At 42.6% G+C, this 25,920-nt stretch carries 22 protein-coding genes, 1 other RNA gene and 1 other annotated feature; of the genes, 1 reads left to right on the top strand and 22 read right to left on the bottom strand.

Annotated features, from left to right (window positions below):
• Positions 1 to 94 precede the first annotated feature (94 nt).
• The 13 genes from QSJ37_RS13870 to QSJ37_RS13810 all read right to left on the bottom strand — a co-directional run bounded on the left by QSJ37_RS13870 (position 95) and on the right by QSJ37_RS13810 (position 14,256).
• On the bottom strand, positions 95 to 1,156 hold the full coding sequence (locus tag QSJ37_RS13870) for an AI-2E family transporter (RefSeq protein WP_285755697.1): 1,062 nt from the start codon (positions 1,154 to 1,156) through the stop codon (positions 95 to 97).
• A 102-nt stretch (positions 1,157 to 1,258) separates the two neighbouring features.
• Positions 1,259 to 1,393: a YrzQ family protein gene (locus QSJ37_RS13865; protein ID WP_285755696.1), complete on the bottom strand. Its 135-nt coding sequence runs from the start codon at positions 1,391 to 1,393 to the stop codon at positions 1,259 to 1,261.
• Between the two features lie 12 nt (positions 1,394 to 1,405).
• Complete coding sequence (locus tag QSJ37_RS13860) at positions 1,406 to 1,597, bottom strand: hypothetical protein (protein ID WP_015864601.1); 192 nt, start codon at positions 1,595 to 1,597, stop codon at positions 1,406 to 1,408.
• A 15-nt stretch (positions 1,598 to 1,612) separates the two neighbouring features.
• On the bottom strand, positions 1,613 to 2,086 hold the full coding sequence (locus tag QSJ37_RS13855; RefSeq protein ID WP_285755691.1) for a PRC-barrel domain-containing protein: 474 nt from the start codon (positions 2,084 to 2,086) through the stop codon (positions 1,613 to 1,615).
• A gap of 35 nt (positions 2,087 to 2,121) precedes the next feature.
• Positions 2,122 to 4,476, bottom strand: coding sequence for an SF1B family DNA helicase RecD2 (recD2, locus tag QSJ37_RS13850; protein WP_285755690.1), 2,355 nt, complete (start codon positions 4,474 to 4,476; stop codon positions 2,122 to 2,124).
• A 9-nt stretch (positions 4,477 to 4,485) separates the two neighbouring features.
• On the bottom strand, positions 4,486 to 5,154 hold the full coding sequence (locus QSJ37_RS13845) for a tetratricopeptide repeat protein (protein WP_285755689.1): 669 nt from the start codon (positions 5,152 to 5,154) through the stop codon (positions 4,486 to 4,488).
• Between the two features lie 168 nt (positions 5,155 to 5,322).
• Positions 5,323 to 6,438, bottom strand: a complete 1,116-nt coding sequence (gene mnmA / locus QSJ37_RS13840) for a tRNA 2-thiouridine(34) synthase MnmA (protein WP_285755688.1) — start codon at positions 6,436 to 6,438, stop codon at positions 5,323 to 5,325.
• A gap of 17 nt (positions 6,439 to 6,455) precedes the next feature.
• A complete protein-coding gene (locus QSJ37_RS13835; protein WP_285755686.1) occupies positions 6,456 to 7,601 on the bottom strand; it encodes a cysteine desulfurase family protein in 1,146 nt (381 codons plus the stop codon).
• Positions 7,602 to 7,621: 20 nt separating this feature from the next.
• Positions 7,622 to 8,038 carry a cysteine metabolism transcriptional regulator CymR gene (cymR, locus tag QSJ37_RS13830; protein WP_285755685.1) on the bottom strand — a complete coding sequence of 139 codons (417 nt, stop codon included), beginning with the start codon at positions 8,036 to 8,038 and terminating at the stop codon, positions 7,622 to 7,624.
• 18 nt (positions 8,039 to 8,056) lie between these two features.
• Positions 8,057 to 8,713, bottom strand: coding sequence for a YczE/YyaS/YitT family protein (locus QSJ37_RS13825; RefSeq protein ID WP_285755683.1), 657 nt, complete (start codon positions 8,711 to 8,713; stop codon positions 8,057 to 8,059).
• Between the two features lie 67 nt (positions 8,714 to 8,780).
• The gene (locus tag QSJ37_RS13820) at positions 8,781 to 10,076 is read right to left on the bottom strand and encodes a replication-associated recombination protein A (RefSeq protein ID WP_285755682.1); all 1,296 of its coding nucleotides are present in this window, start codon (positions 10,074 to 10,076) and stop codon (positions 8,781 to 8,783) included.
• A 141-nt stretch (positions 10,077 to 10,217) separates the two neighbouring features.
• Positions 10,218 to 11,093, bottom strand: coding sequence for a TetR/AcrR family transcriptional regulator (locus QSJ37_RS13815; RefSeq protein ID WP_285755668.1), 876 nt, complete (start codon positions 11,091 to 11,093; stop codon positions 10,218 to 10,220).
• A 112-nt stretch (positions 11,094 to 11,205) separates the two neighbouring features.
• Entirely contained in the window at positions 11,206 to 14,256 is a 3,051-nt protein-coding gene (locus QSJ37_RS13810; RefSeq protein ID WP_285755667.1) for an efflux RND transporter permease subunit, read from the bottom strand.
• 201 nt (positions 14,257 to 14,457) lie between these two features.
• On the opposite strand from QSJ37_RS13810, the gene QSJ37_RS13805 reads away from it, so the two are divergent.
• Positions 14,458 to 15,108 carry an RsfA family transcriptional regulator gene (locus QSJ37_RS13805; RefSeq protein WP_285755665.1) on the top strand — a complete coding sequence of 217 codons (651 nt, stop codon included), beginning with the start codon at positions 14,458 to 14,460 and terminating at the stop codon, positions 15,106 to 15,108.
• Positions 15,109 to 15,141: 33 nt separating this feature from the next.
• Here QSJ37_RS13805 and QSJ37_RS13800 read toward each other — a convergent pair whose 3' ends face one another.
• The 9 genes from QSJ37_RS13800 to recJ form a co-directional block, all read right to left on the bottom strand.
• Positions 15,142 to 15,906, bottom strand: a complete 765-nt coding sequence (locus QSJ37_RS13800) for a tRNA threonylcarbamoyladenosine dehydratase (RefSeq protein WP_285755663.1) — start codon at positions 15,904 to 15,906, stop codon at positions 15,142 to 15,144.
• Positions 15,907 to 16,073: 167 nt separating this feature from the next.
• Positions 16,074 to 16,258: non-coding RNA, 6S RNA (ssrS, locus tag QSJ37_RS13795), on the bottom strand.
• A gap of 38 nt (positions 16,259 to 16,296) precedes the next feature.
• On the bottom strand, positions 16,297 to 18,093 hold the full coding sequence (gene aspS / locus QSJ37_RS13790; RefSeq protein ID WP_285755662.1) for an aspartate--tRNA ligase: 1,797 nt from the start codon (positions 18,091 to 18,093) through the stop codon (positions 16,297 to 16,299).
• Between the two features lie 4 nt (positions 18,094 to 18,097).
• On the bottom strand, positions 18,098 to 19,378 hold the full coding sequence (gene hisS / locus QSJ37_RS13785) for a histidine--tRNA ligase (RefSeq protein WP_285755660.1): 1,281 nt from the start codon (positions 19,376 to 19,378) through the stop codon (positions 18,098 to 18,100).
• Between the two features lie 51 nt (positions 19,379 to 19,429).
• Positions 19,430 to 19,662: a binding site (T-box leader), on the bottom strand.
• A 68-nt stretch (positions 19,663 to 19,730) separates the two neighbouring features.
• Positions 19,731 to 19,907 (bottom strand): hypothetical protein, encoded by a 177-nt coding sequence (locus tag QSJ37_RS13780; protein ID WP_015864616.1) that lies wholly within the window; start codon positions 19,905 to 19,907, stop codon positions 19,731 to 19,733.
• Positions 19,908 to 20,019: 112 nt separating this feature from the next.
• On the bottom strand, positions 20,020 to 20,478 hold the full coding sequence (gene dtd / locus QSJ37_RS13775; RefSeq protein ID WP_285755658.1) for a D-aminoacyl-tRNA deacylase: 459 nt from the start codon (positions 20,476 to 20,478) through the stop codon (positions 20,020 to 20,022).
• A 14-nt stretch (positions 20,479 to 20,492) separates the two neighbouring features.
• A complete protein-coding gene (locus QSJ37_RS13770) occupies positions 20,493 to 22,691 on the bottom strand; it encodes a RelA/SpoT family protein (RefSeq protein WP_285755657.1) in 2,199 nt (732 codons plus the stop codon).
• A 197-nt stretch (positions 22,692 to 22,888) separates the two neighbouring features.
• Positions 22,889 to 23,401, bottom strand: coding sequence for an adenine phosphoribosyltransferase (locus QSJ37_RS13765; RefSeq protein ID WP_015864619.1), 513 nt, complete (start codon positions 23,399 to 23,401; stop codon positions 22,889 to 22,891).
• Positions 23,401 to 25,758: a single-stranded-DNA-specific exonuclease RecJ gene (recJ, locus tag QSJ37_RS13760; protein WP_285755656.1), complete on the bottom strand. Its 2,358-nt coding sequence runs from the start codon at positions 25,756 to 25,758 to the stop codon at positions 23,401 to 23,403. The genes QSJ37_RS13765 and recJ overlap by 1 nt, the downstream gene beginning before the upstream one ends.
• Positions 25,759 to 25,920 lie beyond the last annotated feature (162 nt).

The raw sequence follows: 25,920 nt of genomic DNA, 5'->3' as shown, positions 1-25,920 counted from the left end.
ACGCGCTTTAAGATGGACTGTAACATACTCGATCCGTCATCGCGTTATGTATTCGCTTTTTCATTGAAGATTATAGACAAGCTGCATTTATTTGTCAATGTGGTTGATAATGTTCTTTCCAATGAAGAAGTGCCACTTTTAATACGGCAAGAAGCGGAACAGCAACAATAAGACCAAGCACTCCTGCGATTTCTCCGCCAAAAAATAAAGCAAACATAATCACGAGTGGATGCATATGCAAACTTTTTCCGACGATGAGCGGCGATAAAATGTTTCCTTCTAAAAATTGAAGAAGAAAAATAATAACAGCGACAATAAGCACCATTTTTGGCGAAACGGTAGCTGCCAAAATCACGGCGGGAATCGCCCCAATCACTGGTCCAAAATATGGAATAATATTCGTTGTCCCAATAATAAACCCAAGTAAAAGCGGATAATCCATACCAGCAATCCATAAAAGAAATGCGGCAACACCTCCAATTACTAATCCTACGAACAATTGTCCGCGTATATAGTTGCCAAGGGATTCATCTACATCTTTTAAAAACGCGATCCCTGGTTCGCGCCATCGTTTTGGAGTAATGTACCATACTGCTTTTTTCAATTGATCGATATCTTTGAGCATGTAAAAAACAATAAATGGAATGAGCAAAAACAACATCGCGGAATTTACAATCTCTTTTGCGCCATTGATCACCATTGTTAACGCATTCGCTGCTGTTTGTTCCAGCTGTATAAGCATTGCTTCAATTCTTGTATGAATTTCTATTGGCCATGCCGATGTTTGATTATGAATTTGTTTTGTCCAGTTCCGATATGTCTCTATCAATGCCGGCAAACTTTCGCTTAAATCTTTTAGCTGTTGAATAAACAGCGGAATTCCTTTATAAAGCCCATACCCAATCCCACCAAAAAAAAGAAAATAAATGAACAAAATAGCCGCCCAGCGCGGAATGCCTTTTTCATGAATGTATTCCACCAATGGATGCAATAAATACGTAATAAATGCAGCAATAAAAAACGGAATGAGTGCAGTAGCGAATAAATCAACAACCGGCAACCATACTTCTTTCATGCGAACAACTAAATAAATAATGATCGTAACAAACAACCATTTGCCAACACGAATGATGGACAGCCATTGCTTCTCTCCCATGGCAACCCCCCCTATTGTTAGTGTGGGTGCAGAAAACGGAATTATACAAAAAAGCGCCGACTCCCGTATAAAATAGCAGGAATCGGCACCTTGCAATTTTTGCTAACGAATCGCTTTCGCCACACGGCGGCGCATTTTTTTCATAGCACGATTGTTCATCAAACCGTTGCGTTGTGCAAATTGGTAAGCAGCAACTCCTAATCCTAACGTTAACAGAGAGGTCATTGTGCGATTCATGCTCGTTCCCTCCTAAAATTGGATCGTGCGCTCATGTTCATCAAACAAGTCATCTAGCGAGCTTAACGTTCCGTCTTCCTCGACTTGATGAGCATGAATAATTCCCTTCGAAACAGAAAGCTCGATAAAGCAATCCCAACAATAATATTGGTTGACACCAATTTTCCCTAAATTTTTACTTTTACAATTTGGGCAAATGAGCACAAACAGCCACTCTCCTTACATGGTCGTGTTTACAATAACCGCTTCTTCCCCTACCGTAAAAGGGACAGCGTCTACTCGCCTTTTTCCTTCCGTCAAATCGGCAAAAAAACCGTCTGTGATCTCATATCCTCCGATTATGCCCAATTGCCCATGAAAATATACATCTTCTAATAATCCGAGTTTTTTCCCATCCGCGGTAATCACCGGTTTTCCGGCAATTCCCCGCTCGCCGTAAAGAGAGTAGCCATTTTGGAAAGAGGAGAACGATTGTAAAAGCGCAGCATCATAAACGACAACTCCATCCGCTCCGATCGCTTGGATGCCGTCAAGTGGAAGATATCGATGGCGCGCAAACCATCCTTTGCTTTCCACGATAAATCCTTGAACTTTTCCCATATTGGTAAAACAAATATCACTTATTTTTCCAACAGTGTTTCCTGTTTTTTGTTCATATACGGGAAGACCCTTTAGATGTGAAAATGTCCGCAAAGATCTCTCCACCTTTCCAGACATGTTTAGCTTGGCTAGTCATTCATAAAATCATACGGTGAAACGTTTTCCATTCCGATGTTCGCATCCTCCATCGGCAGTTCTCCTTCTGTAATCGGTGCAAGAGATCTTTGCAACTTTTCCGTTAACGTTGTTTGTCGAGAACCATCATCACTGCGGGCAACACCTAACTTAAACGCTTCTTCTTCCCCACATAAAATTAAAAACTGTTTGCTTCTTGTCACCGCAGTATATAATAAATTTCTCTTTAACATGCGATAATAGCTTTTTACAACCGGCAAAATGACAATTGGAAATTCGCTTCCTTGCGATTTATGAATGGAACAACAATACGCATGTGTAATTTGCGACAAATCTTGCCGCGAATACGTTACCTCAATGCCATCAAAAGAAACAACGACTAAATCTTGTTTTTCCGTATTTTCTTTTGCGTAAAAAATGGCGACAATTTCACCGATATCACCATTAAATACATTGTCATCAGGCTGATTGACAAGCTGCAGCACCTTATCGCCAACCCGATACACTACATCGCCGACAGAAAGTTCCCGCTTTTTCTCTGATTTTGGATTAAACAAATCTTGCAACACTTGATTAAGGCGGTCAATTCCGGCAGGACCGCGATACATTGGCGCAAGCACTTGAATATCTTTTACTGCAAAGCCTTTTCTTCGCGCATTATCAGCAATTTGCCGAACGACTTCAGCAATTTGCCCTGTCTGACAGCGAATGAATGAGCGATCCGCCTTTTGTGCTGTTAAATCCGGGGGGATGACACCATTTTTCATTTGGTGCGCCAATTCAATAATCGATGAACCTTCCGCTTGCCGATATACTTCTGTTAGCCGAATGGTAGGGATGACACCCGCTTGTAATAAATCCTTTAACACTTGTCCAGGTCCAACGGATGGCAACTGATCTTCGTCGCCGACGAGAATCACTTGCATGCCGTCCGGAATCGACTTAAATAGCTGATTGGCCAGCCACGTATCGACCATGGACATTTCGTCAACAATTAAGAGCTTCCCGCGAATCGGCTCATCCTCATCATGTGTAAAGCCTTCCGCGCCATTCCAGCCAAGCAAACGATGAATCGTAACAGCAGGCAATCCCGTCGCTTCGCTCATTCTTTTTGCCGCCCTTCCTGTCGGCGCGGCAAGCAAAATCGGAAATGGGTGATCTTTCGTGTAATCTTTCGGATCGAGAGAAAGACCGTGCAAATCAGCGAAAATTTCTACGATTCCTTTAATCACCGTTGTTTTTCCTGTGCCAGGACCTCCCGTCAAAATAAATAACGGGGAAGAAAGCGCTTGTCGAATGGCTTCTTTTTGCAAGGGTGCATATTGAACCGATAAACGTTCCTCCAGCCTTCCGAGCGCTAATAAAAATTCCGATTCTGGAAACGTCATCACTGCTTCTGTTTGTTGCAAAAGACGTTTTACGTTGGTCACGATTCCTTTTTCAGCAAAATAAAGTGATGGAATATAAAATTTTTCCTCTTCATTGATTAACTTTCCTTCCTCCGCAAGCATTAACAGCATTTGTTCGATGGCTTCCTCACTGATCGCTTCGCTTCGTTTCGACTCCAAAAGCTGTTTCGCGCTTGTCATAAGCTGTTCTTTCGTCACATAAACATGCCCTTCTTGAAGGCAATCCCGTTCTAACACAAACAGACAAGCAGCACGAATGCGCGCAGGATGGCTGCCGGAAATGCCAAGCCGGTATCCTAATTCGTCGGCGCGGCCAAATCCGATCCCTTCCACATCTTCGACAAGCTGGTACGGATTTTGCTGAATAACAGAAAGAGTTTCATCTTGATATACTTGATAAATTTTCATCGACAATTGCGGACCAAAGCCAAATTGAGAAAGAGCAATCATCGTTTGTTCTAACCCTTCATGGGCACGCAACGTATCATACAACTCTTTTGCTTTTTGTTTTGACAATTTCGGAACATCGTCCAATACGCTAGGATCCGCTAAAATTTTCGAAATAGCGTTTTCGCCGAGCGCTTCGACGATCGCTTTTGCCGTTTTTTTCCCAATTCCTTTAAACAAATCGCTTGATAAGTAATGAATGATTCCATCTTTTGTGTTTGGGAATTGTTTTCGAAAATGTTCCACAACATATTGCCGACCGAACTTTGGGTGGTCATGAAATTTTCCATAAAAAATATACGTATCATGCTCATTCATTTTGGGGAAATATCCAGTTACAACAACTTCTTGTTCATCATATGCTTCGTTCGTTTCCACCACTCGAACGCGAACGACGGAATATAAATTGGCTTCATTATGAAAAATCGTAGAAATATATGACCCTTTAATAAACGATGTTTCCCCTAAAACAAACGATTCTTGCTGTTGCAATGGAATCCCCTACCCTTTATTTCCTAATGCTTTTTCCATCATCTTTTTCCCATATCCCGCCAACAGATGATCCGGCTGAATCTGAAGGGCGGTCGTAAACATTTCCAGCGCTGTCTTTTTATCATCTTTATAAGCATATATAACACCTAAATTATAATACGCATCTGCATGCCTGCTATCTAACTGAATCGTTTTCTGAAAATAATTCATCGCTTCATCAACAAATTCGAGTTGCGCAAGACATAGCCCAAGCTGAAATATCGCCTCGGTATCTTGTTCGTTCAACTCCACCGCTCTCTGTAAATACGGAAGGGCAAGACGCGGTGCCTCTAAATGCATCAATGACATTCCAAGCATAAAAAAGGCGTCTCCGTCGTTTAATCCCTTTTGAATAGCTTGTTCAAACATATCCTTCGCCTGCGCAAATTGTTGACGCTTGTAATATACAGATCCCATTCCGTAATATGCCGTCGCCGCGTTGTTGTCGAGCTCAATCGCTTTTTTGAAAAAATGGAGCGCTTTTTCCTCTTCTCCAGCACTGGCTAACACTGTTCCAAAATTAATGTAGCCAATCGGATCATCCGGATTTTCCTCAATTGCATCATGAAAGCATTTTATCGCTTCTTCATAGTTTCCTTTTTGCATATGGGAAATTCCTATTTGATTTTTATCTTCCATTTTCCGTTCACTCCTTATAAGGATTATAGCACATATGTTCGTAATTTTCTATCAATTTATAGAAAAACCCCAACCCACAATAGAGTTGAGGCTTTTCTTGGCTGTTTGGATTGCTTCTATTTTTTTCGTCCGCAGCTTTCTTAGCTGCACAAACCGCCTTTCGTTTGTCTAGGCAACATACCAAAGTTTTTCTCCATTGCGGAATACTTCGTCAATCGTTCCGCCGCCGAGGCATTCTTCGCCATTGTAAAATACAACAGCTTGTCCCGGTGTAACAGCGCGAACCGGTTCATCAAAGACGACCTCTACTTTGTCATCGTCGATAATATGAACAGTAACACCTATATCTGGCTGGCGATAACGGAATTTTGCCGTGCATTGGAATGATGTTGTCGGTTTGCGGTCCGATACCCAGTTAACATTTGTCGCAATGAGCGAAGTCGAATATAAATATTCATTGTTGAATCCTTGTGCAACGTACAAAATATTTTCTTTTACATTTTTGCCAATGACAAACCATGGCTCGCCGCTTCCGCCAATGCCAAGACCATGACGCTGCCCGATCGTATAATACATCACTCCGTCATGCTTTCCTTTCACTTCACCGTCCAGTGTTTGCATAATACCTGGCTTCGCCGGTAAATAATTGCTTAAAAACTCTTTAAAATCGCGTTCGCCGATAAAGCAAATTCCCGTGCTGTCTTTTTTTGTCGCTGTGACAAGCCCAGCATCTTTAGCAATTTGCCGCACTTGCGCTTTTTCGAGATGCCCGATCGGAAACATCACTTTCGATAGTACCGACTGTCCTAATTGGTTCAAAAAATATGTTTGATCTTTATTTTGGTCAGCACCGCGCAACATTTTATATTCGCCGTCGCGATACTCCACTCGCGCGTAATGCCCGGTCGCTACGTAGTCAGCGCCGATCGATAGCGCATGTTCTAAAAATGCTTTGAACTTAATTTCTTTGTTGCACATGACATCAGGATTCGGAGTGCGCCCAGCTTTATATTCATCCAAAAAATACGTAAATACTTTATCCCAATATTGTTTTTCAAAATTAACGGCGTAATACGGGATTCCAATTTGATTGCAGACGCGCACAACATCTTCATAATCTTCTGTCGCTGTGCAAACACCGTTTTCATCTGTGTCATCCCAGTTTTTCATAAAAATCCCGATGACATCGTATCCTTGTTGTTTTAAAAGCAACGCCGCTACCGATGAATCAACGCCGCCTGACATCCCGACGACAACGCGCGTATCTTTTGGGGCTTTGTTCATTTTATTCACCACCTTCTCTACTTATTTGTTAATCTCTTCACAATTTTTACTGTTTCCGATGCCGCACGTTCAATTTGTTCTTTCGTATTGCCTAAACCAAAACTAAAGCGAACGGAAGAATGAATGCGCTCCGATTCTTTGCCAAACATCGCCACAAGCACGTGCGATGGATCAATCGAACCAGCGGTGCATGCAGAACCGCTCGAAGCTGCTATCCCCGCCAAATCAAGATTGACAAGCATGGATTCCACGTTCGTTCCAGGAAACGCGACATTGACGATATGCGGCAAGCAGTGATCTTGATTACCGTTAACATAATAGGAAATGCCTGACTCCGCAAAAATAGACAGCATCGCCTCTCTCATCAAACGGTACTCCTGTTGCTTATGGAGCATTGTCTCTTGAGCAATTTCCACCGCTTTAGCAAATCCAACGATGCCGGCTACATTTTCCGTTCCAGCGCGGCGCTTCCGTTCTTGTTCTCCGCCATAAAAAAGCGGGGACAGTTTTACCGTTTTCCGAGCATATAAAGCGCCAATTCCTTTAGGGCCATTTATTTTATGGGAAGAAACAGACAACAAATCAATATGATAATCGTTCACATCAATCGGAACGAGTCCATACGATTGCACCGCGTCTGTATGAAAGTAAGCTTGATGATCTTTTAACAATTCGCCAATCTCGCGAATAGGCTGCAGCACGCCTACTTCATTGTTGGCAAACATGATGGAAACAAGAATCGTATCATCACGGAGCGCTGCTTTTACATCCGCTAATGAAACGTTTCCTTTTTCATCAACAGGGAGATAAGTTACTTCAAACCCTTGTTTTTCTAAGTATTCACATGCGCGCAATACAGCATGATGCTCAATCATCGTTGTAATAATATGGCGTCCTCGATGACGATTCGCCATCGCCGTTCCGATGAGCGCAATATTATCCGCTTCCGTTCCCCCGCTTGTGAAAATGATTTCTGACTCTTTCGCACCGATGCTTTTTGCTACTACAGCTCTTGCTTCATCGACCGCCTGACGGCTTTGTCTTCCGAAATAATGAATGCTTGACGGATTTCCAAACACTTCGGTCATAAACGGAATCATGCGCTCCACTACATCTGGATGAACAGGAGAGGTAGCGGCATGATCCAAATAAATTCGGTCCAATGATCATTCTCCTTTCAACTTTAAATATAAAACATGTATGCTCCCTCATCACCTTCACTATATTTCGCTAAATCTTCCAATGTCGTGTTGTCCAACACTTCCTCTACGGCATTACGAATGCGAATCCATAATTCGCGTTTTGCCGGTTCTTCCTCATCTATCTCTTCCACAGGGGTAATTGGCCCTTCTAATACACGAATAACGTCCCCGGCAGTAATTTTAGCCGGATGATCTGCAAGTACGTATCCTCCATATGCTCCGCGGATACTTTTGACAAGCCCGGCATTCCTCAGCGGTGTAACAAGCTGTTCAAGATAATGTTCGGATAAATTGTTCGCCTTTGCAATGGAACGTAACGAAATTGGGCGATCTCCATACTTTTTTGCTAGTTCAATCATAATTGTTAATCCATATCTACCTTTTGTTGAAATCTTCATCTTACTCCCCCTAACGATTTATAAACCATGTGTTCTTGCATCGACTCGTCTTACTAATATCCATTCTGCCATACGCCGGCATTGCGGCAAAGCAACGCCGGCTACAGACCCAATCATAATGCAAAATATCAATGTTCCAATCGATACAGGTCCGCCTAAAATCCAGCCAACAAAAAGAACAAATACTTCCATCGCAATCCGTATATATTGCACTTTCCACCCTGTTAATTCCGTCAACGCAAGCATTAAGCTGTCACGCGGGCCTGCTCCTATATTAGCTGAAATATATATTCCCATTCCATAACCCGTAATAACAATCCCAACAAGCAGCATAACGAACTTGCCGATCAATGTATTTGGGACTTGTAAATACGGAATCATCATATACAAATCAATAAATATACCGACGAAAATCATATTAAGAAAAGCGCCAATTCTCGGAAGTTGTTTTAAAAGTAAAGCGGAAATCGTTAAAATCACAAGGCCGACAATAATCGACCACGTTCCAATCGTCAATCCAAAATTCCGATATAATCCGATATGCAGTACATCCCACGGCGCGCATCCGACATTCGCTTTAATTGTTAATACGATGCCGAACGACATAATCAATAGCCCGATAAAATAAATTGCCCATCGGAAAATAGATGCATATTCGCGATGAGAATGGGCCATATTCTCACCCCATCATACAATAAAGTAAGCAAATCGATTGTCATTATATCATAAAATTTCGTTTCCTTCATTGCCGGAATTTATTTCGTTGTTTTAACTGTTCTAACCGTTCATACACTTTCGCATAATATTTTTCCTCTCCGTTTTCCTTCGGTGAGTAATATTTCACTCCTGCCAATTCATTTGGCAAATATTGTTGAAAAACCCATCCATTTGGATAATCATGCGGATATTGATACCCTTTTCCATGTCCCAGCACGCTTGCCCCCTTATAATGAGCATCTTTTAAATGATCAGGAATATCTCCGATTTTTCCATTGCGCACATCATCAATCGCGGCATCAAGCGCCTTATAGGCAGAATTCGATTTCGCGCTTAAACATAACTCGATCGTAACCACAGCAAGTGGAATTCTCGCTTCAGGAAGCCCTAATCGTTCAACCGCTTCAATCGCCGCTTGTACTTTCACTCCCATCATCGGATTCGCCAGCCCGATATCTTCGTACGCAATAACAAGAAGCCGCCGGCAAACAGCTGCTAAATCTCCTCCTTCCAGTAAACGAGCTAAATAATGTAGCGCCGCGTCCACGTCACTGCCGCGAACACTTTTTTGAAACGCGGATAAAAGCGAATAATACGTATCCCCTTTCTTATCATGGGTAAATCCTCGATTTTCCACAAATTCTCTTACCGTTTGTTCAGCAACACGAATTTGACCGTCGTTCTCCTTTGAGGCATATACAATTGCTTCTAACAGATTCAATGCTAAACGGGCATCCCCACCGGACGATTCCGCAATCATGGATAGCAATCGTTCCTCCATGTCTATCGAAAGTTTTCCTAATCCTCTGTCACGATCATGTAAAGCTCGCTGTAAAAGCATAAGAATATCGGCAGGCTCAAGCCGCTTTAACTGTTTTATTTGCCCGCAGCGGCTTCGGATGGCTGGATTCACTTCATGAAACGGATTTTCCGTTGTTGCGCCGATGAGCGTAATCAGCCCTTGCTCGATGTGGGGAAGCAAATAATCTTGCTGCGCCTTGTTAAAACGGTGAATTTCATCAATAAATAAAATAACGTTTCCCGTCAGTTTCGCCGTTTCCACTACTTCTTCCATTTCTTTTTTTCCGGAAGTCGTAGCATTAACCGCGAAAAAATCACGCTGAACGGTTCCAGCAATCGCATGCGCCAACGATGTTTTTCCCACCCCCGGCTCACCATATAAAAGCAGCGAAGGAACGTGCCCATTTTTAATCATTTTATATAATGCGGTATGCGGGCCAATAATATGTTGTTGCCCGACAATCTCGTCAATGTTCCGCGGTCTCATCCGAACAGAAAGCGGTTCTGAAGTAAACAACATGTGGCATCCCTCTCTAACAGCATAAATCCCCATGACTCATCCCCGCTCACTTCGGTCCAAGCAGGAGATGAAGATTTCTTCGCTTCAACTTGATGAAAACAATCACCATAACAAAAGTTCCCTGTTGCGTACAGAGAACTTTTATGGGGCAAAATAGTGATCGATGGCGGTTTTTAATTCTTCCCATAACGGCACCTGCCGTCGCTCCAAATAAAGCAATAACGCTTCAACAATAAATTTTCTCGCTTCGTCCGCCTCACTAAACTCTTGCTTTAACGTCTCTAGCGAGCGGCCAACATCCTCTTCCACCCCGCCGTTTCTCTGTAACGTTTCGATCATTTGGTGAATGCAATCGATAATTTGCTGCCGTTTTCGTTGTTTATTGGTTTGTTCGACACAAAGATAATCGTGCATGACTTCTATCGTTAACAAAGGCTCTTCTCTTTCTGACATACTCGCTACAATTGCGTCCATTCGTCGAAGTAAAAACGGCGCCGTCTTCGACAGATGAAGCTCTTTTCCGTCAATCGCTATGTAAAACAAATATTCTTTCAGCATCCCGTTTAACATCGTCGCGCAGTCTAGTGAAAAGTTGCGTACTTTTTCTCCGTATATTTCTTCGATTGCTTGTCGATACCAATTAAGCATTTTCGCTCGAATAAGAAAAACAAGTTGACGAATTTCATCATTGACTTTCACCGCTTGTTCTCCCATATGCATCTGCACGAGTTCTTTATGGCGATAAAATTCTTCTATTTGAATCAATAGCTGCTTTTCAAACTTTTCCCGCGCTGATAATGTTTCATCACGAGCGATATCACTAATTTTTTGAAATAAGACATCATAGTGATAACGAAAAATAGAAACAGCGATTTCTTCTTTTGATTTAAAATAATTATAAATCGAGCCTTTCGCCATTCCGCACTGTTCGGCAATTTCCTGCATCGACGTGGCATGATATCCCTTTTGCGCAAATAATTTCATTGCCGCTTGAATAATTTCTTCTTTTCTATTCAATGTTTTCTCCTTCCTTATTTATCATTAATGTTATTATAATGGATTTCCTCGTGAAAAAAAAACGAAACACACATAAGGAAAGGACGGCTCAACAAAACGAGCCATCCTTTGTTCACTGTTTTATTCGTTCCGCTTTCGCTTGGCGAATAAAGAATAACTCATACATAACCGGAATGAGAATCAACGTTAACAAGGTCGAAGAGGTGAGACCGCCGATGACGGTAATCGCCAATCCTTTGGAAATCAATGTTCCAGACTCCTTAGTCAGCGCCAATGGGATAAGAGCAGTCACTGTCGCAAACGCCGTCATTAAAATCGGGCGCAAACGCGTTTTTCCGGCTTCAATAATCGCTTCGCGAACTGCCATTCCTTTTTGTTCACGGTTTTGTCCAATCCGATCGACAAGGACAATGGCGTTCGTCGTTACGATTCCAATTAACATTAATAATCCAATCATAACGCTGATAGACAGCGGCTCTTTTGTGATATATAGACCAAGAAGCGAGCCAATTGGCACGAAAATAAGCGATGACAGAATGATAAACGGAATGCGCGCTTTCCCAAACGTGACGAGCATCGTAATATACACAAGACCGATGGCGATCAGCATGGCCATGCCAAGCTCTTGAAATGTTTGCACCGTCTCGTCGCTGCCGCCTCCGCCTTCTAGCGAAACATCATTCGGTAAGTCAAGATCGTTTTTCACATGGCGGATCACATCGTTCGTGACCTTTTGAATGTTGTCGCCAACAATTTGCGCTGATACGCGGGCAAACACTTTCCCGTCCAATTTTTGAATTGCTGTATACGTATCCACTTCTTTGACGGACGCTAGTTCAGAGACGGGAACAAATCCTCGTTTCGTAAAGATTACCGTATTCTTTAGTTCGTCTACGGAATCAAGATTCTGATTATACGATAATTGAACCGTCCGCTCTGTTCCGTTTAGTTTTAATTCCCCAACTTCCACCGATTTCGTTGCATCAGCGATCGTTCCCATTATTTGAAAACCGGAAACTCCGTACGCCGCTGCTTTTTCCGGATCAATATCGATAATGATTTGCTTTTGCTTTTCAGAGAAATTGTTCGTTACATATTTCAAATCTTTGCGTTGATTTAAATATGTTTCTACTTGTTTTGCCGCCTTTTGCAGCGAAGTTAAATTCGTAGAGTACAAATCAATATCAATATTGTTATTTGACGGCGGTCCGCCGCTATCCATTTCACGCACATCGAATTTCGTCCCCGGCGCTTCCGTTTTCACGATTTGTTCCATGTTTTTTTCAAGCTTTTTCATAAATGATGCAACTGGGACATTATCTTTTAAGTTGATAAAATAGTTTGCTTGGTTTTGTCGCTTTAATCCCGTACGAAAATCACGGCTACCAATCGCTGCGGTCACGTCCTTAATTTCTTTTTGCTCGTCAAACATGTTTTCAATTTTTAATGATACATCGTTCGTTTTTTCGAGCGATGTAGAAGACGGAAGTTCAATGCTTGCGACAAGCGTCTTCTGCTCTTCATTCGGCAAGAAGGTAAATCCCAATGCCGGCACAAGCGCAAATGAACCTCCAAGCAACACAACGGATAGCACCAAGATCATCGTCTTGCGGTTCAATGACCATGCAATGATTTTCCCGTAGACACGCTGCAACATTCCTTCTTTTTCTTCTGGCGGAACTTTTTTGAACGAAAATTTCGCCAAAATTGGTACGATCGTAACGGCAACGATTAAAGACATTAACAGGGCGAACACAATCGTTAACGCAAACGGCAAGAAAAACTCACCCGTAATTCCGCCGACAAAACCGAGCGGCAAAAAGACAACAACGGTCGTAATCGTCGATGAAGCAATCGCTTTTAATATTTCTTTTGTCGAATCTTCAATCAGTTCATCCGATATCCCAGTTTTCGCTTTGCGGACGCGGCGGAAAATATTTTCAATCACAACGATGCTGTCATCGACCACACGCCCTACCGCTACCGCCATTCCGCCAAGCGTCATGACATTTAAGGAAATATCCATCCGATTTAAGAAAATGGAAGCGGCTAATAATGAAAGTGGAATCGATACAATGGCGATAATCGTCGCGCGAACGTTGCGCAAAAACACAAGCACAGAGATAGATGCAAACAGCGCTCCTAACAATCCTTCACGGACAAGCGATTCGACCGATTTTTTAATTCCTTCCGCGGAATCAAAGCCAATCGTGTAATCGAATTTGTCCTTATACGAATCAAGCACATGAATCACTTTGTCCGCCACTTCCACCGTATTGGCGTCTTGCTTTTTCGTAACCGCCATTGACAATGATTCTTTTAAATTGTAACGGGTGAACTCCGACCGATCGGCGACTGTTTCGATTGTTGCGATGTCCTTTAACTTGATCGCTGGTTTGATTTGTGGCGCATCAGGCGCTGATTGTACGAGCGGCGATGTCAGCGTCATATTTTCGAGTTCTTTCACCGTTTCCAGCTTTTCCTGCACACGAATAGGAATTTGCAAAGCATCGGTATGGACGCTGCCAGCGGGAAAAGAAATGTATTTTTCGTTAATTTGATCTTTAATTTGCGACAGCGTTAAACCCGCCTGCAGTGCTTTTTGTTTATCGACAGTAATTCGTACGACCTCTTCCTTCATTCCTCCGACAGACACGGAATTAATCCCGTTAATTTTATTTAACTCAGGAATTACTTCGCTTTCTAATATTTTTTGCAAGTCCACATCTTTTTTGGCAAATAAGGAAATATTAAAAATAGGGAGAGTCCCAAACGAAAAACGATTTATTTTCGTTTGAACATTTTCTGGAAGCTTTGCGTCTTTGATTAATGTATCTACTTGGCGTTCCACTTCATCCATATCCGTATGAAACGGAAATTCAAGATTAATAATGGCAATGCTCTCATACGAAGAGCTTTGCATCTGCTTTAGCCCCTCAATGGACTTCAGTTTTTCCTCCAGCTTGGAAGTCACTTGATCGTTAATATCTTGCGGCGATGCGCCTGGATAAACGATTTCAATCGATAGCTGCGGAAACTCAATGTTTGGAAGCAAATCTACCTTCAAAGAGGAAAAAGAATATATCCCCCCAATAATAAGCAAAAAAGAAATAATAAATACGGCAGCAGCATTTTTTAAGCTAAACTTTGTTAAAAAATTCATCTTTTTCCCTCTCTTTCATTGATTTTACGACCAATCATTCAGAACATATTCCAACCGACCAGTCGTAATAATGCAGATCAATTATAAAAGATTCCTTATAAACTTTCAATTGGATGAAATGTAAAAAAAATATAAAGTTTAAATTTGCTAATAAGAGGAAAGACTATAATCTATCTAAATCTATTTGCGGGGTGTAGCGAAATGAAAACACGACAAGATGCTTGGACACATGAAGAAGATGTTATATTGGCGGAAACGGTATTGCGGTATATTCGTGAAGGGGGAACGCAACTTGCTGCGTTTGAAGAAGTTGGAGACCGACTGAATCGGACAGCGGCAGCATGCGGATTTCGCTGGAACGCTGAAGTACGAAAGCGATACGTGGAAGCAATTGAATTAGCAAAAAAACAGCGAAAAGAACGTAAGCGAGCATTAGAACAAGCGAAAAAAATGCAGCGATCAGAAAATAAAGCACATCCGTTTTCTACCAATTTTGTCTCTTTCCAACAAGAAACATCCGCTTTTCTTACAGCACCTGCCATTACGCTCGAACAATGCATTGCTTTTTTACAGACATTAAAATCCGATTATGAGCGTTCCGAAACGATCCAGATGGAAAACAAACGGTTAAATAATGAAAATGCGCAATTGCGGACGCGCAACGAGGAACTGCAAAAAAAATTGGAGCGTCTTGAAGAACAACAATCCAATATTAAAGAAGATTACGAGGCATTAGTAAAAATTATGGAACGCGCTCGCAAACTGATCGTAGATGAAGAATACGGTGTACAGCCAGCCCATATTTTCCGAATGGATAAAAACGGAAATCTAGAACACATCGCCCAATCCTGATAAAAACGTCGCAGAATGTTTTCTGCGACGTTTTTATTCTTCTCCAACCCGATAAATTTTAATATCTTTCAATAGTTCACGTACAACGTATGAAGCCATAATAAGTCCTGCTACCGATGGAACAAATGCATTCGAAGATGGCGGCATTTGCGCTTTGCGAATTGGAGATTGATCATTCCCTACCACTTTACGGACATCTTCGCGAATAATAATTGGCTTTTCATCGGAAAACACAACTGGAATACCGCGCCGAATCCCTTCTTTACGCAATTTTGCGCGAATCACCTTCGCGATCGGATCCGTATGGGTTTTCGAAATATCTGCGATGCGGAAACGTGTCGGATCCATTTTGTTGGCAGCGCCCATGCTCGAAATAATCGGGATATTGCGTTTTAAACATTCTTTCATTAAATGGACTTTATATATGATCGTATCGGAAGCATCAATAACAAAATCAAGATCATAGCTAAAAAATTGCTCATATGTTTCTTCTGTATAAAACATTTGCAAAGCGATGACTTCACATTCTGGATTGATATCAGCAATTCGTTCTTTCATTAATTCCACTTTCGGACGACCAATGGTGGAAAGGAGCGCATGAATTTGCCGGTTTATATTTGTAATATCAACATTATCCCGATCTACAAGAACAAGGCGCCCGATGCCGGAACGCGCCAACGCCTCAACAGCAAAGGAACCGACTCCGCCGACGCCAAGAACGGCAACCGTTGCGTTTTTTAATTTTTCCAACCCTTCTTTTCCTATTGCTAATTCATTCCGCGAAAATTGGTGTAACATGTATATCCCCCGTCACATAAATATTGCTTCCATAACGCTTTTTATCCTACAATAACAATCCCCTAAATTTCAATCTAAATTTTTGGTAAAACAAAAGAAATCCCTATGTAAAGAGTTACCTTTACATAGGGAAGTTTTTCAAACGATATATAACAATAAACTAACGTATAAGTCCCAATCGTGCCGTCGATGCCTTCGTTTTGAACCCGCTCCAAGCAGGTGGGTGCCCTGTTCCAAGGTTTGCACTTCCTCCCTCGTCAAAGGCATGTACGCCGCTTGGAAACCCCGGGCTCCCGTATAACTTATTGTTCGGTCAAAACAATAGGTTATACGACGAACACATCAGGACTATTTTCGTTTTTTAAATTGTATCATACATTCTATATCTTTTCAATGAAATAGCCGATATCGCTCACTCTTTTTTTCCAAGTTAACAACTAAACGTAATTCTTCTAACTGTTGTTCACTAACTGGGCTTGGCGCCTCTGTTAGCAAGCAACTTGCACTTGCTGTTTTTGGAAATGCGATAGTATCGCGCAAGTTCGTTCGTCCTGCCAGCAACATGACAAGACGGTCCAAGCCTAGCGCAATCCCTCCATGCGGCGGGGTGCCATATTCAAATGCTTCTAATAAGAAACCGAACTGCTTACGCGCTTCTTCTTCCGTAAATCCTAGGGCGCGAAACATCTTTTCCTGAACTTCCCGCTCAAAAATACGCATCGAACCGCCGCCGAGTTCATAGCCGTTTAACACAAGGTCATATGCCTGTGCTCGTACTTTTTCTGGATTTGTCTCTAATTGTGGCAAGTCTTCACGCACTGGCATGGTAAACGGATGATGCGCCGCGTAATAACGCCCGTCTTCTTCATCATACTCTAACAGTGGCCAGTCTGTAATCCAAAGGAAATTAAATTTCGTTTCATCAATTAAATTTAAATCTTTTCCAAGTTTTACACGCAACGCGCCAAGCGCATCGGCAACCACCGTCTTATGATCGGCAACAAACAGCAATAAATCGCCGGCTTCTGCCTCAAGCGTTCGAATCAGTCCGTTTTGTTCTTCTTCTGTGAAAAATTTAGCGATTGGTCCTTTCAATCCATCTTCTTCCACTTTCAACCACGCCAGTCCTTTTGCCCCGTAACGCGCGACAAACTCAGCTAGCGCGTCGATGTCTTTGCGCGAATATTGATCTGCTGCTCCTTTTACATTAATCGCCTTTACTTGTCCTCCGTTTGCAACGGCGCCTGCAAATACTTTGAAGGAAGAATTCTTCACGATTTCCGATACATCGACAAGTTCTAGACCAAAGCGCGTATCCGGCTTGTCCGAACCATAACGGCTCATTGCCTCATCGTAAGACATGCGCGGGAATGGCAAGGAAATGTCGATTCCTTTCGCCATTTTCATGACATATGCCATCATTCGTTCCGTTAGCTGCATAATCTCTTCTTGGCTCATAAACGATGTTTCAATATCAATTTGGGTAAACTCTGGCTGACGGTCCGCTCGCAAGTCTTCGTCACGGAAACAACGAGCAATTTGATAATATCGTTCGAATCCCGCTACCATTAAGAGCTGCTTAAATATTTGCGGCGATTGCGGAAGCGCGTAAAACTCGCCTGGATGAACGCGGCTTGGCACTAAATAGTCACGCGCCCCTTCCGGCGTGCTTTTCGTTAAAATTGGCGTTTCCACTTCCAAAAAGCCTTCTCCGTCTAAAAAGTCGCGAATAGCCTTTGTCACTCGGTGCCGCAATTGCAAAGTACGAAACATAACCGGGCGGCGCAAGTCTAAATAACGATATTTAAGGCGCACTTCTTCAGCTACGTCCGTTTGATCCGCGATGACAAACGGCGGTGTTTTTGCTCCGTTAATGATGGTTATACGCTCTGCTTGAATTTCAATTTTTCCTGTTGGAAGATTTGGATTGATCGTTCCCTCCTCACGGGCAACGACGGTGCCTTCCACGCTCAGCACGTATTCATTCCGCACTTTTTCTGCCACATTCAGCGCTTCTTTTGACACTTCCGGGCTGAACACGACTTGCACGATTCCCGTCCGGTCACGAAGATCGATAAAAATCAGCCCGCCAAGGTCGCGGCGTTTTTGTACCCAACCTTTTAAAACCACTTTTTCCCCAATCGCCTTTTCGGTGATTTCACCGCAATAATATGTCCTTCCAAACACGATTTCAACCCTCCTGCGACAATCTTTCTTTTAAATAATCGACGACAGAATGTAGCGGTACTTCTGTTTGCTCTCCTGTGCTCATCTCTTTTATATTGATTACTTCTTTTGCGAGTTCATCGTCGCCGAGAATCGCCACAAACTTGGCGTTCAAGCGGTCTGCCGATTTTAATTGCGCTTTTATTTTCCGGTCCTGATAATCTTTATCAGCGACAATTCCAGCTTTTCGCAGCTTGTGAACAAGTAATACGGACTCATCTTTTGCTTTTTCGCCAACAGCGACAACATAGCAATCAATGCCTTCGCTAATCGGCAATGTAATCCCTTCTGCATCTAAAGCGGCGAGCAACCGCTCAATACTTAGCGCAAATCCAATCCCAGGTGTTTCTGGCCCGCCTATTTCTTGCACCAACCCGCTATAGCGACCTCCACCGCATAACGTTGTAATCGCGCCAAATCCTTCTGCATCACTCATAATTTCAAACGTCGTATGATGATAATAATCTAATCCGCGTACGAGGCGAGGATCTACTTCAAATGGAATTCCCAATTTCGTTAAGTAAGCTTTTACTTTTTCAAAATAATGCCGCGATTCATCGTTTAAATAATCGAGAATCGATGGCGCCGTTGCCATTAATTCATGGTCACGGTCTTTTTTGCAATCTAAAATGCGAAGCGGATTTTTTTCCAGACGCACCTGGCAATCTTCGCAAAGTTCATGAATCCGGCTTTTAAAATGATCGATCAGCGCTTGACGATGCGCTTTTCGGGTTTCTACATCCCCTAGGCTGTTAATGACCAGTCTTAATTTTTTTAATCCTAACGATCGATACAATTCCATCGCCATTGCAATAACTTCCGCGTCAATCGCCGGATCATTGCTTCCAATCGCTTCCACACCAAATTGAACAAATTGACGGAACCGCCCTGCCTGTGGCCGTTCGTAGCGGAACATCGGACCTATGTAATATAACTTAATTGGCTGATTTGGATTGCCGTACATTTTATTTTCAACGAACGAACGCACAACCGGCGCAGTCCCTTCCGGACGAAGCGTCATGCTTCTTCCCGCCCGGTCTTCAAACGTATACATTTCTTTTTGCACAATATCCGTCGTATCGCCAACACCGCGCAAAAATAATTCGGTATGTTCAAAGATCGGAGTGCGAATTTCATGGTAATTGTAACGTTTGCAAATATCACGCGCTATTTTTTCAACATATTGCCACTTTTCTACTTCACCAGGCAAAATATCCTGCGTTCCTCGCGGAATTTGAAAAGCCATAAACAAACCCTCCTTCTCCAAAAATAAAAACGCCCTTCTTCCCTACTTATAAATAGGGACGAGAGCGTTGTTCCCGTGGTGCCACCCTAATTGAAGCAAAAAGCTTCCACTTATTACCGATAACGCGAGATTCGCGTTCCCTTTTACTGGCGCAAATGACGCGTTCAAAGGGAAACCTACGGAGTGTCTTTCGTTAAGTCATCATGGAGAAATGCTTCCAGCCTAAGGCATTTCCTCTCTGGCCATGTGTATTCTTAACTACTTTTCTCCGTCATTGGTTGTTATTATATACAATTTTTATAACCTATCTTACGAATGAAAATTCATTTTGTCAAGGAGAAAATGACACTTTTCAAGAACGAAACAGTTGTTTTTTTAGTTTTTGTACGTCTCTTAGCGTCAATCCAAACTCTGACGCTAATTCAAATGCTGTATGTTCCGCCTCTTTTCTCATAAATTCGTGAAAATCAATATGAAACAGTTCACTTGCTCTTCGATGCGCAAACTCTCCTTTCGCGCTATGCCGCAATTTTGCTCATCCTTCCTCTGTGCTATATTCTTTTATTTATTTTTTCCCATTTAGATAAAAAATAAAAAAAGAATTTGGCCGCTTTGAAAGGATAAAAAAAAGCGGGCGAACATTATTTGTTCCCCGCTTTTTCCTTACTTTCTACAATCAAAGTGACAGGACCATCATTAATTAATTCCACTTCCATCATCGCTCCAAACTTTCCCGTTTCAACCCGGATGCCTTTTTGACGAAGCGCTGCGTTCATCGCTTCATAAATTGGCAATGCACGATCCGGTTTCGCCGCTTCCATAAAGTTCGGGCGCCGGCCTTTTCGGCAATCGCCATACAAGGTAAATTGCGATACGGATAAAATTTCTCCGCCAACGTCCAGCACGGAGAGATTCATTTTTCCGGATTCATCCTCGAAAATGCGCAAATGTGCGATTTTATCTGCAATAAACGCTGCGTCTTCGACCGTATCGCTATGAGTGACGCCAACCAGAAGAACAAGACCATGGTCAATGGAACCGACAACTTCCCCATTCACTGTCACTTTTGCATGTTTTGCCCGTTGTACTACTACTCTCATCACACTTTTCCTTTCTAATTATTCATGATTCGCTGTACTGAGTAAATATCTGGTATTTGTTTAATTCGATCGACCACTTTTTGTAAATGGCTAATATTGCGAATGGCAATCGTCATATGAATAGTTGCGATTTTATTGCGGTGATCAGATCTTCCTGAAACAGCCGAAATGTCCGTTTTCGTTTCATTTACCGCTTGTAGCACTTCGTTTAACAACCCACGGCGGTCAAAACCAGTAATTTCAATCTCCACGTTATATTCGCGATTTGATTGTGCATCACTTTCCCATTCCACCGAAATTAAGCGGTCTAATGCCTCTTCTGTCTGCACATTTGGACAATCAGCACGATGAACCGAGATTCCGCGTCCTCTTGTAATAAAGCCGATGATTTCATCCCCAGGAACTGGATTACAGCAACGCGACAAACGAATAAGCAAGTTGTCCATTCCTTGCACGCGAATGCCGTAATCGCGTTTCTTTGCAGTTGGTATTTTCGTTTCTGATATTGTCTCTGTAAATTTTTTCTGTTGTTCTTCCAAATCACGCTGCTTTCGCCATTTATCTGTTAAACGGTGAGCAATTTGCGCCGCGGTAATCCCATGATAACCGACCGCGGCGTACATATCCTCTTCGTTGGAAAAATTGAATTTCTCGGCAACGCGCTTGACGTTTTCCGCCGTTAAAATTTCTTTGACATCAAATCCGAGGCTGCGGACTTCTTTTTCGACAAGCTCTCTTCCTTTTTCAATATTTTCTTCCCGTCTTTGCTTTTTGAAAAACTGACGGATTTTATTTTTCGCATGGGACGTTTGCGCCAGCTTCAGCCAATCTTGACTTGGCCCGTACGAGTGCTTCGAAGTCAGAATCTCGACAATGTCGCCTGTCTGCAGCTTGTAATCGAGCGGCACCATTTTGCCGTTGACCTTGGCGCCGATCGTTTTATTGCCAATTTCCGAATGGATGCGATAGGCGAAATCAATCGGCACCGAACCGGCCGGCAATTCGATGACATCTCCTTTTGGCGTAAACACAAACACCATATCGGAGAATAAATCCATCTTCAGCGATTCCATAAATTCTTCGGCGTTGCTCGCATCGTTTTGCCATTCTAAAATTTCACGGAACCATGATAATTTTTCTTCAAACGAATTTGGTTTAATCGTCTTTCCTTCTTTATATGCCCAGTGCGCAGCAATTCCGAACTCAGCGATTTGATGCATCTCAAACGTGCGAATTTGTACCTCTAGCGGTTCTCCTTTTGGACCAATCACCGTTGTGTGAAGCGATTGATACATATTCGGTTTTGGCATCGCAATATAATCTTTGAAACGCCCCGGCATCGGCTTCCAACATGTATGAATGATGCCCAATACGGCATAGCAGTCTTTAATGCTGTTAACAATAATGCGGACAGCGAGCAGATCGTAAATTTCATTAAACTGTTTATTTTGCATGACCATTTTGCGATAGATGCTATAAATATGTTTCGGTCTTCCGGAAATTTCGCACGGAATAGAAACTTCGTTCAGCCGTTCACGCACTTCCTGAATGACTTCTTCCAAATATTGCTCGCGTTCGGCCCGTTTTTTCTTCATTAAATTCACGATGCGGTAATATTGCTGCGGATTTAAGTAGCGAAGGGCGGTATCTTCCAGTTCCCACTTAATTTTGGAAATTCCAAGGCGGTGTGCCAATGGCGCAAAAATCTCTAACGTTTCATTTGCAATTCTCCGCTGTTTTTCGATCGGCAAATGCTTCAGTGTCCGCATATTATGGAGGCGATCCGCTAATTTAATGAGAATGACACGAATGTCTTGCGCCATTGCCAAAAACATTTTCCGGTGGTTTTCCGCTTGCTGTTCTTCTTGGGATTTATATTTAATTTTTCCTAACTTTGTCACGCCATCTACGAGCATCGCCACTTCGCTGCCGAATTCCCGTTCCAAATCTTCCTTCGTTGCCTCCGTATCTTCGACAACGTCATGCAAAAATCCAGCTGCGATCGTGGCAGGATCCATTTTTAAATCTACTAAAATGCCGGCAACTTGAATCGGATGAATAATGTATGGTTCTCCCGATTTGCGATATTGATCGCGATGAGCGTGGTTAGCAAATTCATACGCCTTCTTAATAAATTCGACATCTCTTTCAGACAAATAGCAACTTGCCTGCTCAAAGACTTGTTCCGCTGTTAATACCTGTTCGTTGGCCATAGGATCAAATCACCTTTACGTATAATAAAATCATGTATTGATTACTATTATCATGAAAATTTTTTATAATGTAAAGAGTTATGCAACGCTTGCTGCTTCATGCTAACAATTACCACCATTAGAAACTAATAAGAAAGAGCACTCACTAGAGTGCCCTTTTTATTTATTGTAACGAAATATGACAGCTATGTCGATGGTTAGAATTGCATAAGTGCTAAAATATCATAACCTTCTAATTTTTTGCGTCCCTCAAGCTCGGTAAGCTCTATTAAAAAAGCAATGCCAGCTACCACACCGCCTAGCTGTTCGACAAGTTGAATCGTAGCGCGAATCGTTCCGCCTGTCGCCAATAAATCATCTGTAATTAACACGCGTTGTCCCGGTTTAATCGCATCTTTATGCATCGTCAATACATCTTTTCCATATTCTAATCCGTATTCCACACGAACTACTTCGCGCGGAAGCTTTCCTTCCTTGCGCACCGGAGCAAATCCTACACCAAGTGCATACGCAACAGGACAGCCAATAATAAATCCTCGCGCTTCAGGTCCAACAACAATATCAATTTTCTTTTCGCGCGCGTACTCCACAATTTGATCTGTCGCATATTTATATACTTCGCCTTTATCCATCAATGTGGTAATATCTTTAAACATAATCCCAGGTTTAGGGAAATCTGGAACAATTGTAACATATTGTTTCAAGTCCATTACACATTTGCCTCCTCGTATGTTTGCGAACCTTTCATTTCGAAAAGACAACGCTTTAATTGTTCATATGTTGAATACAAAAATAGATTTTCAAGCTCAAACTGAGCTTGTTTAAAGCGATAAGTCGGCGATTCGCTTAAATCGCGTTTAGCCGGTTGAGGAACAAGCGATACAACTCCATCCTGTTGCGTAATAAATTCCAGCTCGAGAAATACTTTTGCCATAAACCGGACAGTTTCTTCTGTCCATCCACGCGCACGTGCTAACTCGCCACCATACTTAGCCAAGTTAAACACACCTTTTTTTCTCAAAAACGCATAAAACCATTTAAAATGATCACGCGTTGGCAACGTGCGAAAAAAATGAGTCTCCCTTTGATAGAATAACGCATAAATGCGCGCAGGTAAACTAGAACGTAACAACATTTTTATGATTTCCAAAGACGTTGGCATATCTAACAGCACAACGTACCGGTTATCTAAACAAAGCCGCGACGCTTCTTCCACTGAGGCCGTGTAGTAAATCTCTTCTTTATATGCTTCAAGCCCTAATGCATCTGCCGTACCTTCCCGAAACATAATCAACATCCGCTTATCTTTCGGAAGAGACGCAATCAGTGGCCGTACATCGCGCATACCGCGAATATCAAACAATTGACATTCATGCACCGCAACATCGCAAATCATTAGCTGCGGTTTGCGAAGATTGTTCCACTCATTCACCATTAACTCGCCAACCACGGACACTTTCGCATCTGGAGCGATTTCATCGCACAAATAACCAAAGCCGAACCCGACGCTATCAATCGCAGCGCCATTTTGGGAGAAAACAGCCTTTAAATGCGACTGGTCAGCCCCGATGCGTCGGATCGTTTCCACTGATACATTTTCCATTAAAAAAAGAGGCTTTGCGTTATCTACACCAAACGGAGCAAACTTTTCAAGCTGTTCGGCTACCGAAAGCGTTAAATCAGATACGGAACAAACTGCATCAATCGGTGTAATTGGGGTAAAATCATCGGCTGTCAACATATCATCGGCAAGTGCGTTGAGACGCTGACGCAATTCATCAATATGATCAACCGATAATGTCATTCCCGCCGCCATTGGATGCCCGCCAAAATGTGGCAAAATATCGCGACATGTCGATAAGCTTGAAAACATATCAAACCCATGAATGCTTCGCGCCGAACCTTTTGCAATTCCTTTCTCGGAATCAATGCTCAAAACAATCGTCGGACGGTAAAATTGTTCAACCAATCGGGAAGCAACAATGCCAATGACCCCTGGATTCCATCCTTCTTTTGCGATCACAAGCACTTTATTTTCGGATGGCGGAAATTGTTCATTTACTATTTGTGCCGCTTCCTCCGCTATTTTCGCGACAAGCTGCTGCCGCTCCCGATTTAAATCATCCATTTCTTTCGCAAGTCTTTGTGCTTCCTCTTCTTTCTCCGTCATTAACAATCTGACAGCAGGGGTTGCTTCTCCCAACCGGCCAACTGCATTCATCCGCGGCGCAATAACAAACCCAACCGTCTGTTCGTTAATTTCTTTTGCTTCTATTCCACATTGTTTACACAATGCACGCAATCCAATACGTTTCGTATTTCGCAACTGTTCAAGCCCTTGCGCAACCAACAGCCGATTTTCTCCGGTAAGAGAAACGAGATCAGCGATCGTTCCAATTGCTACGACATCTAAAAAATGACGCGGCACATCCCCAAGCAATGCGTGGGCAACTTTAAATGCTACTCCGACGCCCGCTAATTCACGAAACGGGTATGTACTGCCGGGCTTTTTCGGATGAATAATTTCATATGCTTCCGGCAACGCCGGTCCCACTTCATGATGATCTGTAATAATGACATCCATACCAAGCTCATTGGCAAGCGCCACTTCCTTCACTGCAGCAATGCCGTTATCGACCGTGATAATCAGAGAAAATCCTTGCTCCTTTGCCCAACGAAATGCATTCTCATTCGGACCGTATCCTTCGGTAAATCGATTGGGAATGTAAAAATCCACAATGGCGCCAGCTTCCTTCAGAGCACTAACCATTACCGTCGTGCTGCTTACGCCGTCGGCATCATAATCACCATATACCAAAATATGCTCTCCATGTTGTATCGCCCGTTGAATCCGCTCAATTGCCCGTTCCATCCCATCTAGCAAAAACGGATCATGAAACGGTTGTTTCAGCGGATATAAAAACGCGTTCGCCTCTTCTACCGTACGAACTCCACGATGAACAAGAAGCTTCGCAATCAACGGATCCATATGCGACTGTTCTACTAAATGCGTTACGATATTTTCGTCAGGACGTTTCACATCCCAACGTGTTTTTGCTATTAACATGTATCCCACCTCAACTCTTCCTATTATACAAAAAGGAAAAAAGGGTGAGCAATGAAGTTATTGGTTTTTTTGAATGATACGCGGGCTAACCATTTATTCGTCCAATCGATAATATAAGACATAAAACAAAAATGCCCCATAAAAACATGGGGCATTTTTTGC

This window comes from Parageobacillus sp. G301, from assembly GCF_030268025.1.
Classification (GTDB): Bacteria; Bacillota; Bacilli; order Bacillales; family Anoxybacillaceae; genus Parageobacillus_B; species Parageobacillus_B toebii.
The sequence above is the reverse complement of the archived record's forward strand: the minus strand, read 5'-3'. Positions and strand labels throughout refer to the sequence as shown.

Bases quoted from the DNA above. Each gene is read 5' to 3' on its own strand.
- QSJ37_RS13870 (WP_285755697.1), bottom strand. From the start codon at position 1,156: ATGGGAGAGAAGCAATGGCTGTCCATCATTCGTGTTGGCAAATGGTTG.
- QSJ37_RS13865 (WP_285755696.1), bottom strand. From the start codon at position 1,393: ATGAATCGCACAATGACCTCTCTGTTAACGTTAGGATTAGGAGTTGCT.
- QSJ37_RS13845 (WP_285755689.1), bottom strand. From the start codon at position 5,154: ATGGAAGATAAAAATCAAATAGGAATTTCCCATATGCAAAAAGGAAAC.
- mnmA (WP_285755688.1), bottom strand. From the start codon at position 6,438: ATGAACAAAGCCCCAAAAGATACGCGCGTTGTCGTCGGGATGTCAGGC.
- cymR (WP_285755685.1), bottom strand. From the start codon at position 8,038: ATGAAGATTTCAACAAAAGGTAGATATGGATTAACAATTATGATTGAA.
- QSJ37_RS13825 (WP_285755683.1), bottom strand. From the start codon at position 8,713: ATGGCCCATTCTCATCGCGAATATGCATCTATTTTCCGATGGGCAATT.
- QSJ37_RS13820 (WP_285755682.1), bottom strand. From the start codon at position 10,076: ATGTTGTTTACTTCAGAACCGCTTTCTGTTCGGATGAGACCGCGGAAC.
- QSJ37_RS13810 (WP_285755667.1), bottom strand. From the start codon at position 14,256: ATGAATTTTTTAACAAAGTTTAGCTTAAAAAATGCTGCTGCCGTATTT.
- QSJ37_RS13805 (WP_285755665.1), top strand. From the start codon at position 14,458: ATGAAAACACGACAAGATGCTTGGACACATGAAGAAGATGTTATATTG.
- QSJ37_RS13800 (WP_285755663.1), bottom strand. From the start codon at position 15,906: ATGTTACACCAATTTTCGCGGAATGAATTAGCAATAGGAAAAGAAGGG.
- hisS (WP_285755660.1), bottom strand. From the start codon at position 19,378: ATGGCTTTTCAAATTCCGCGAGGAACGCAGGATATTTTGCCTGGTGAA.
- dtd (WP_285755658.1), bottom strand. From the start codon at position 20,478: ATGAGAGTAGTAGTACAACGGGCAAAACATGCAAAAGTGACAGTGAAT.
- QSJ37_RS13770 (WP_285755657.1), bottom strand. From the start codon at position 22,691: ATGGCCAACGAACAGGTATTAACAGCGGAACAAGTCTTTGAGCAGGCA.
- QSJ37_RS13765 (WP_015864619.1), bottom strand. From the start codon at position 23,401: ATGGACTTGAAACAATATGTTACAATTGTTCCAGATTTCCCTAAACCT.
- recJ (WP_285755656.1), bottom strand. From the start codon at position 25,758: ATGTTAATAGCAAAAACACGTTGGGATGTGAAACGTCCTGACGAAAAT.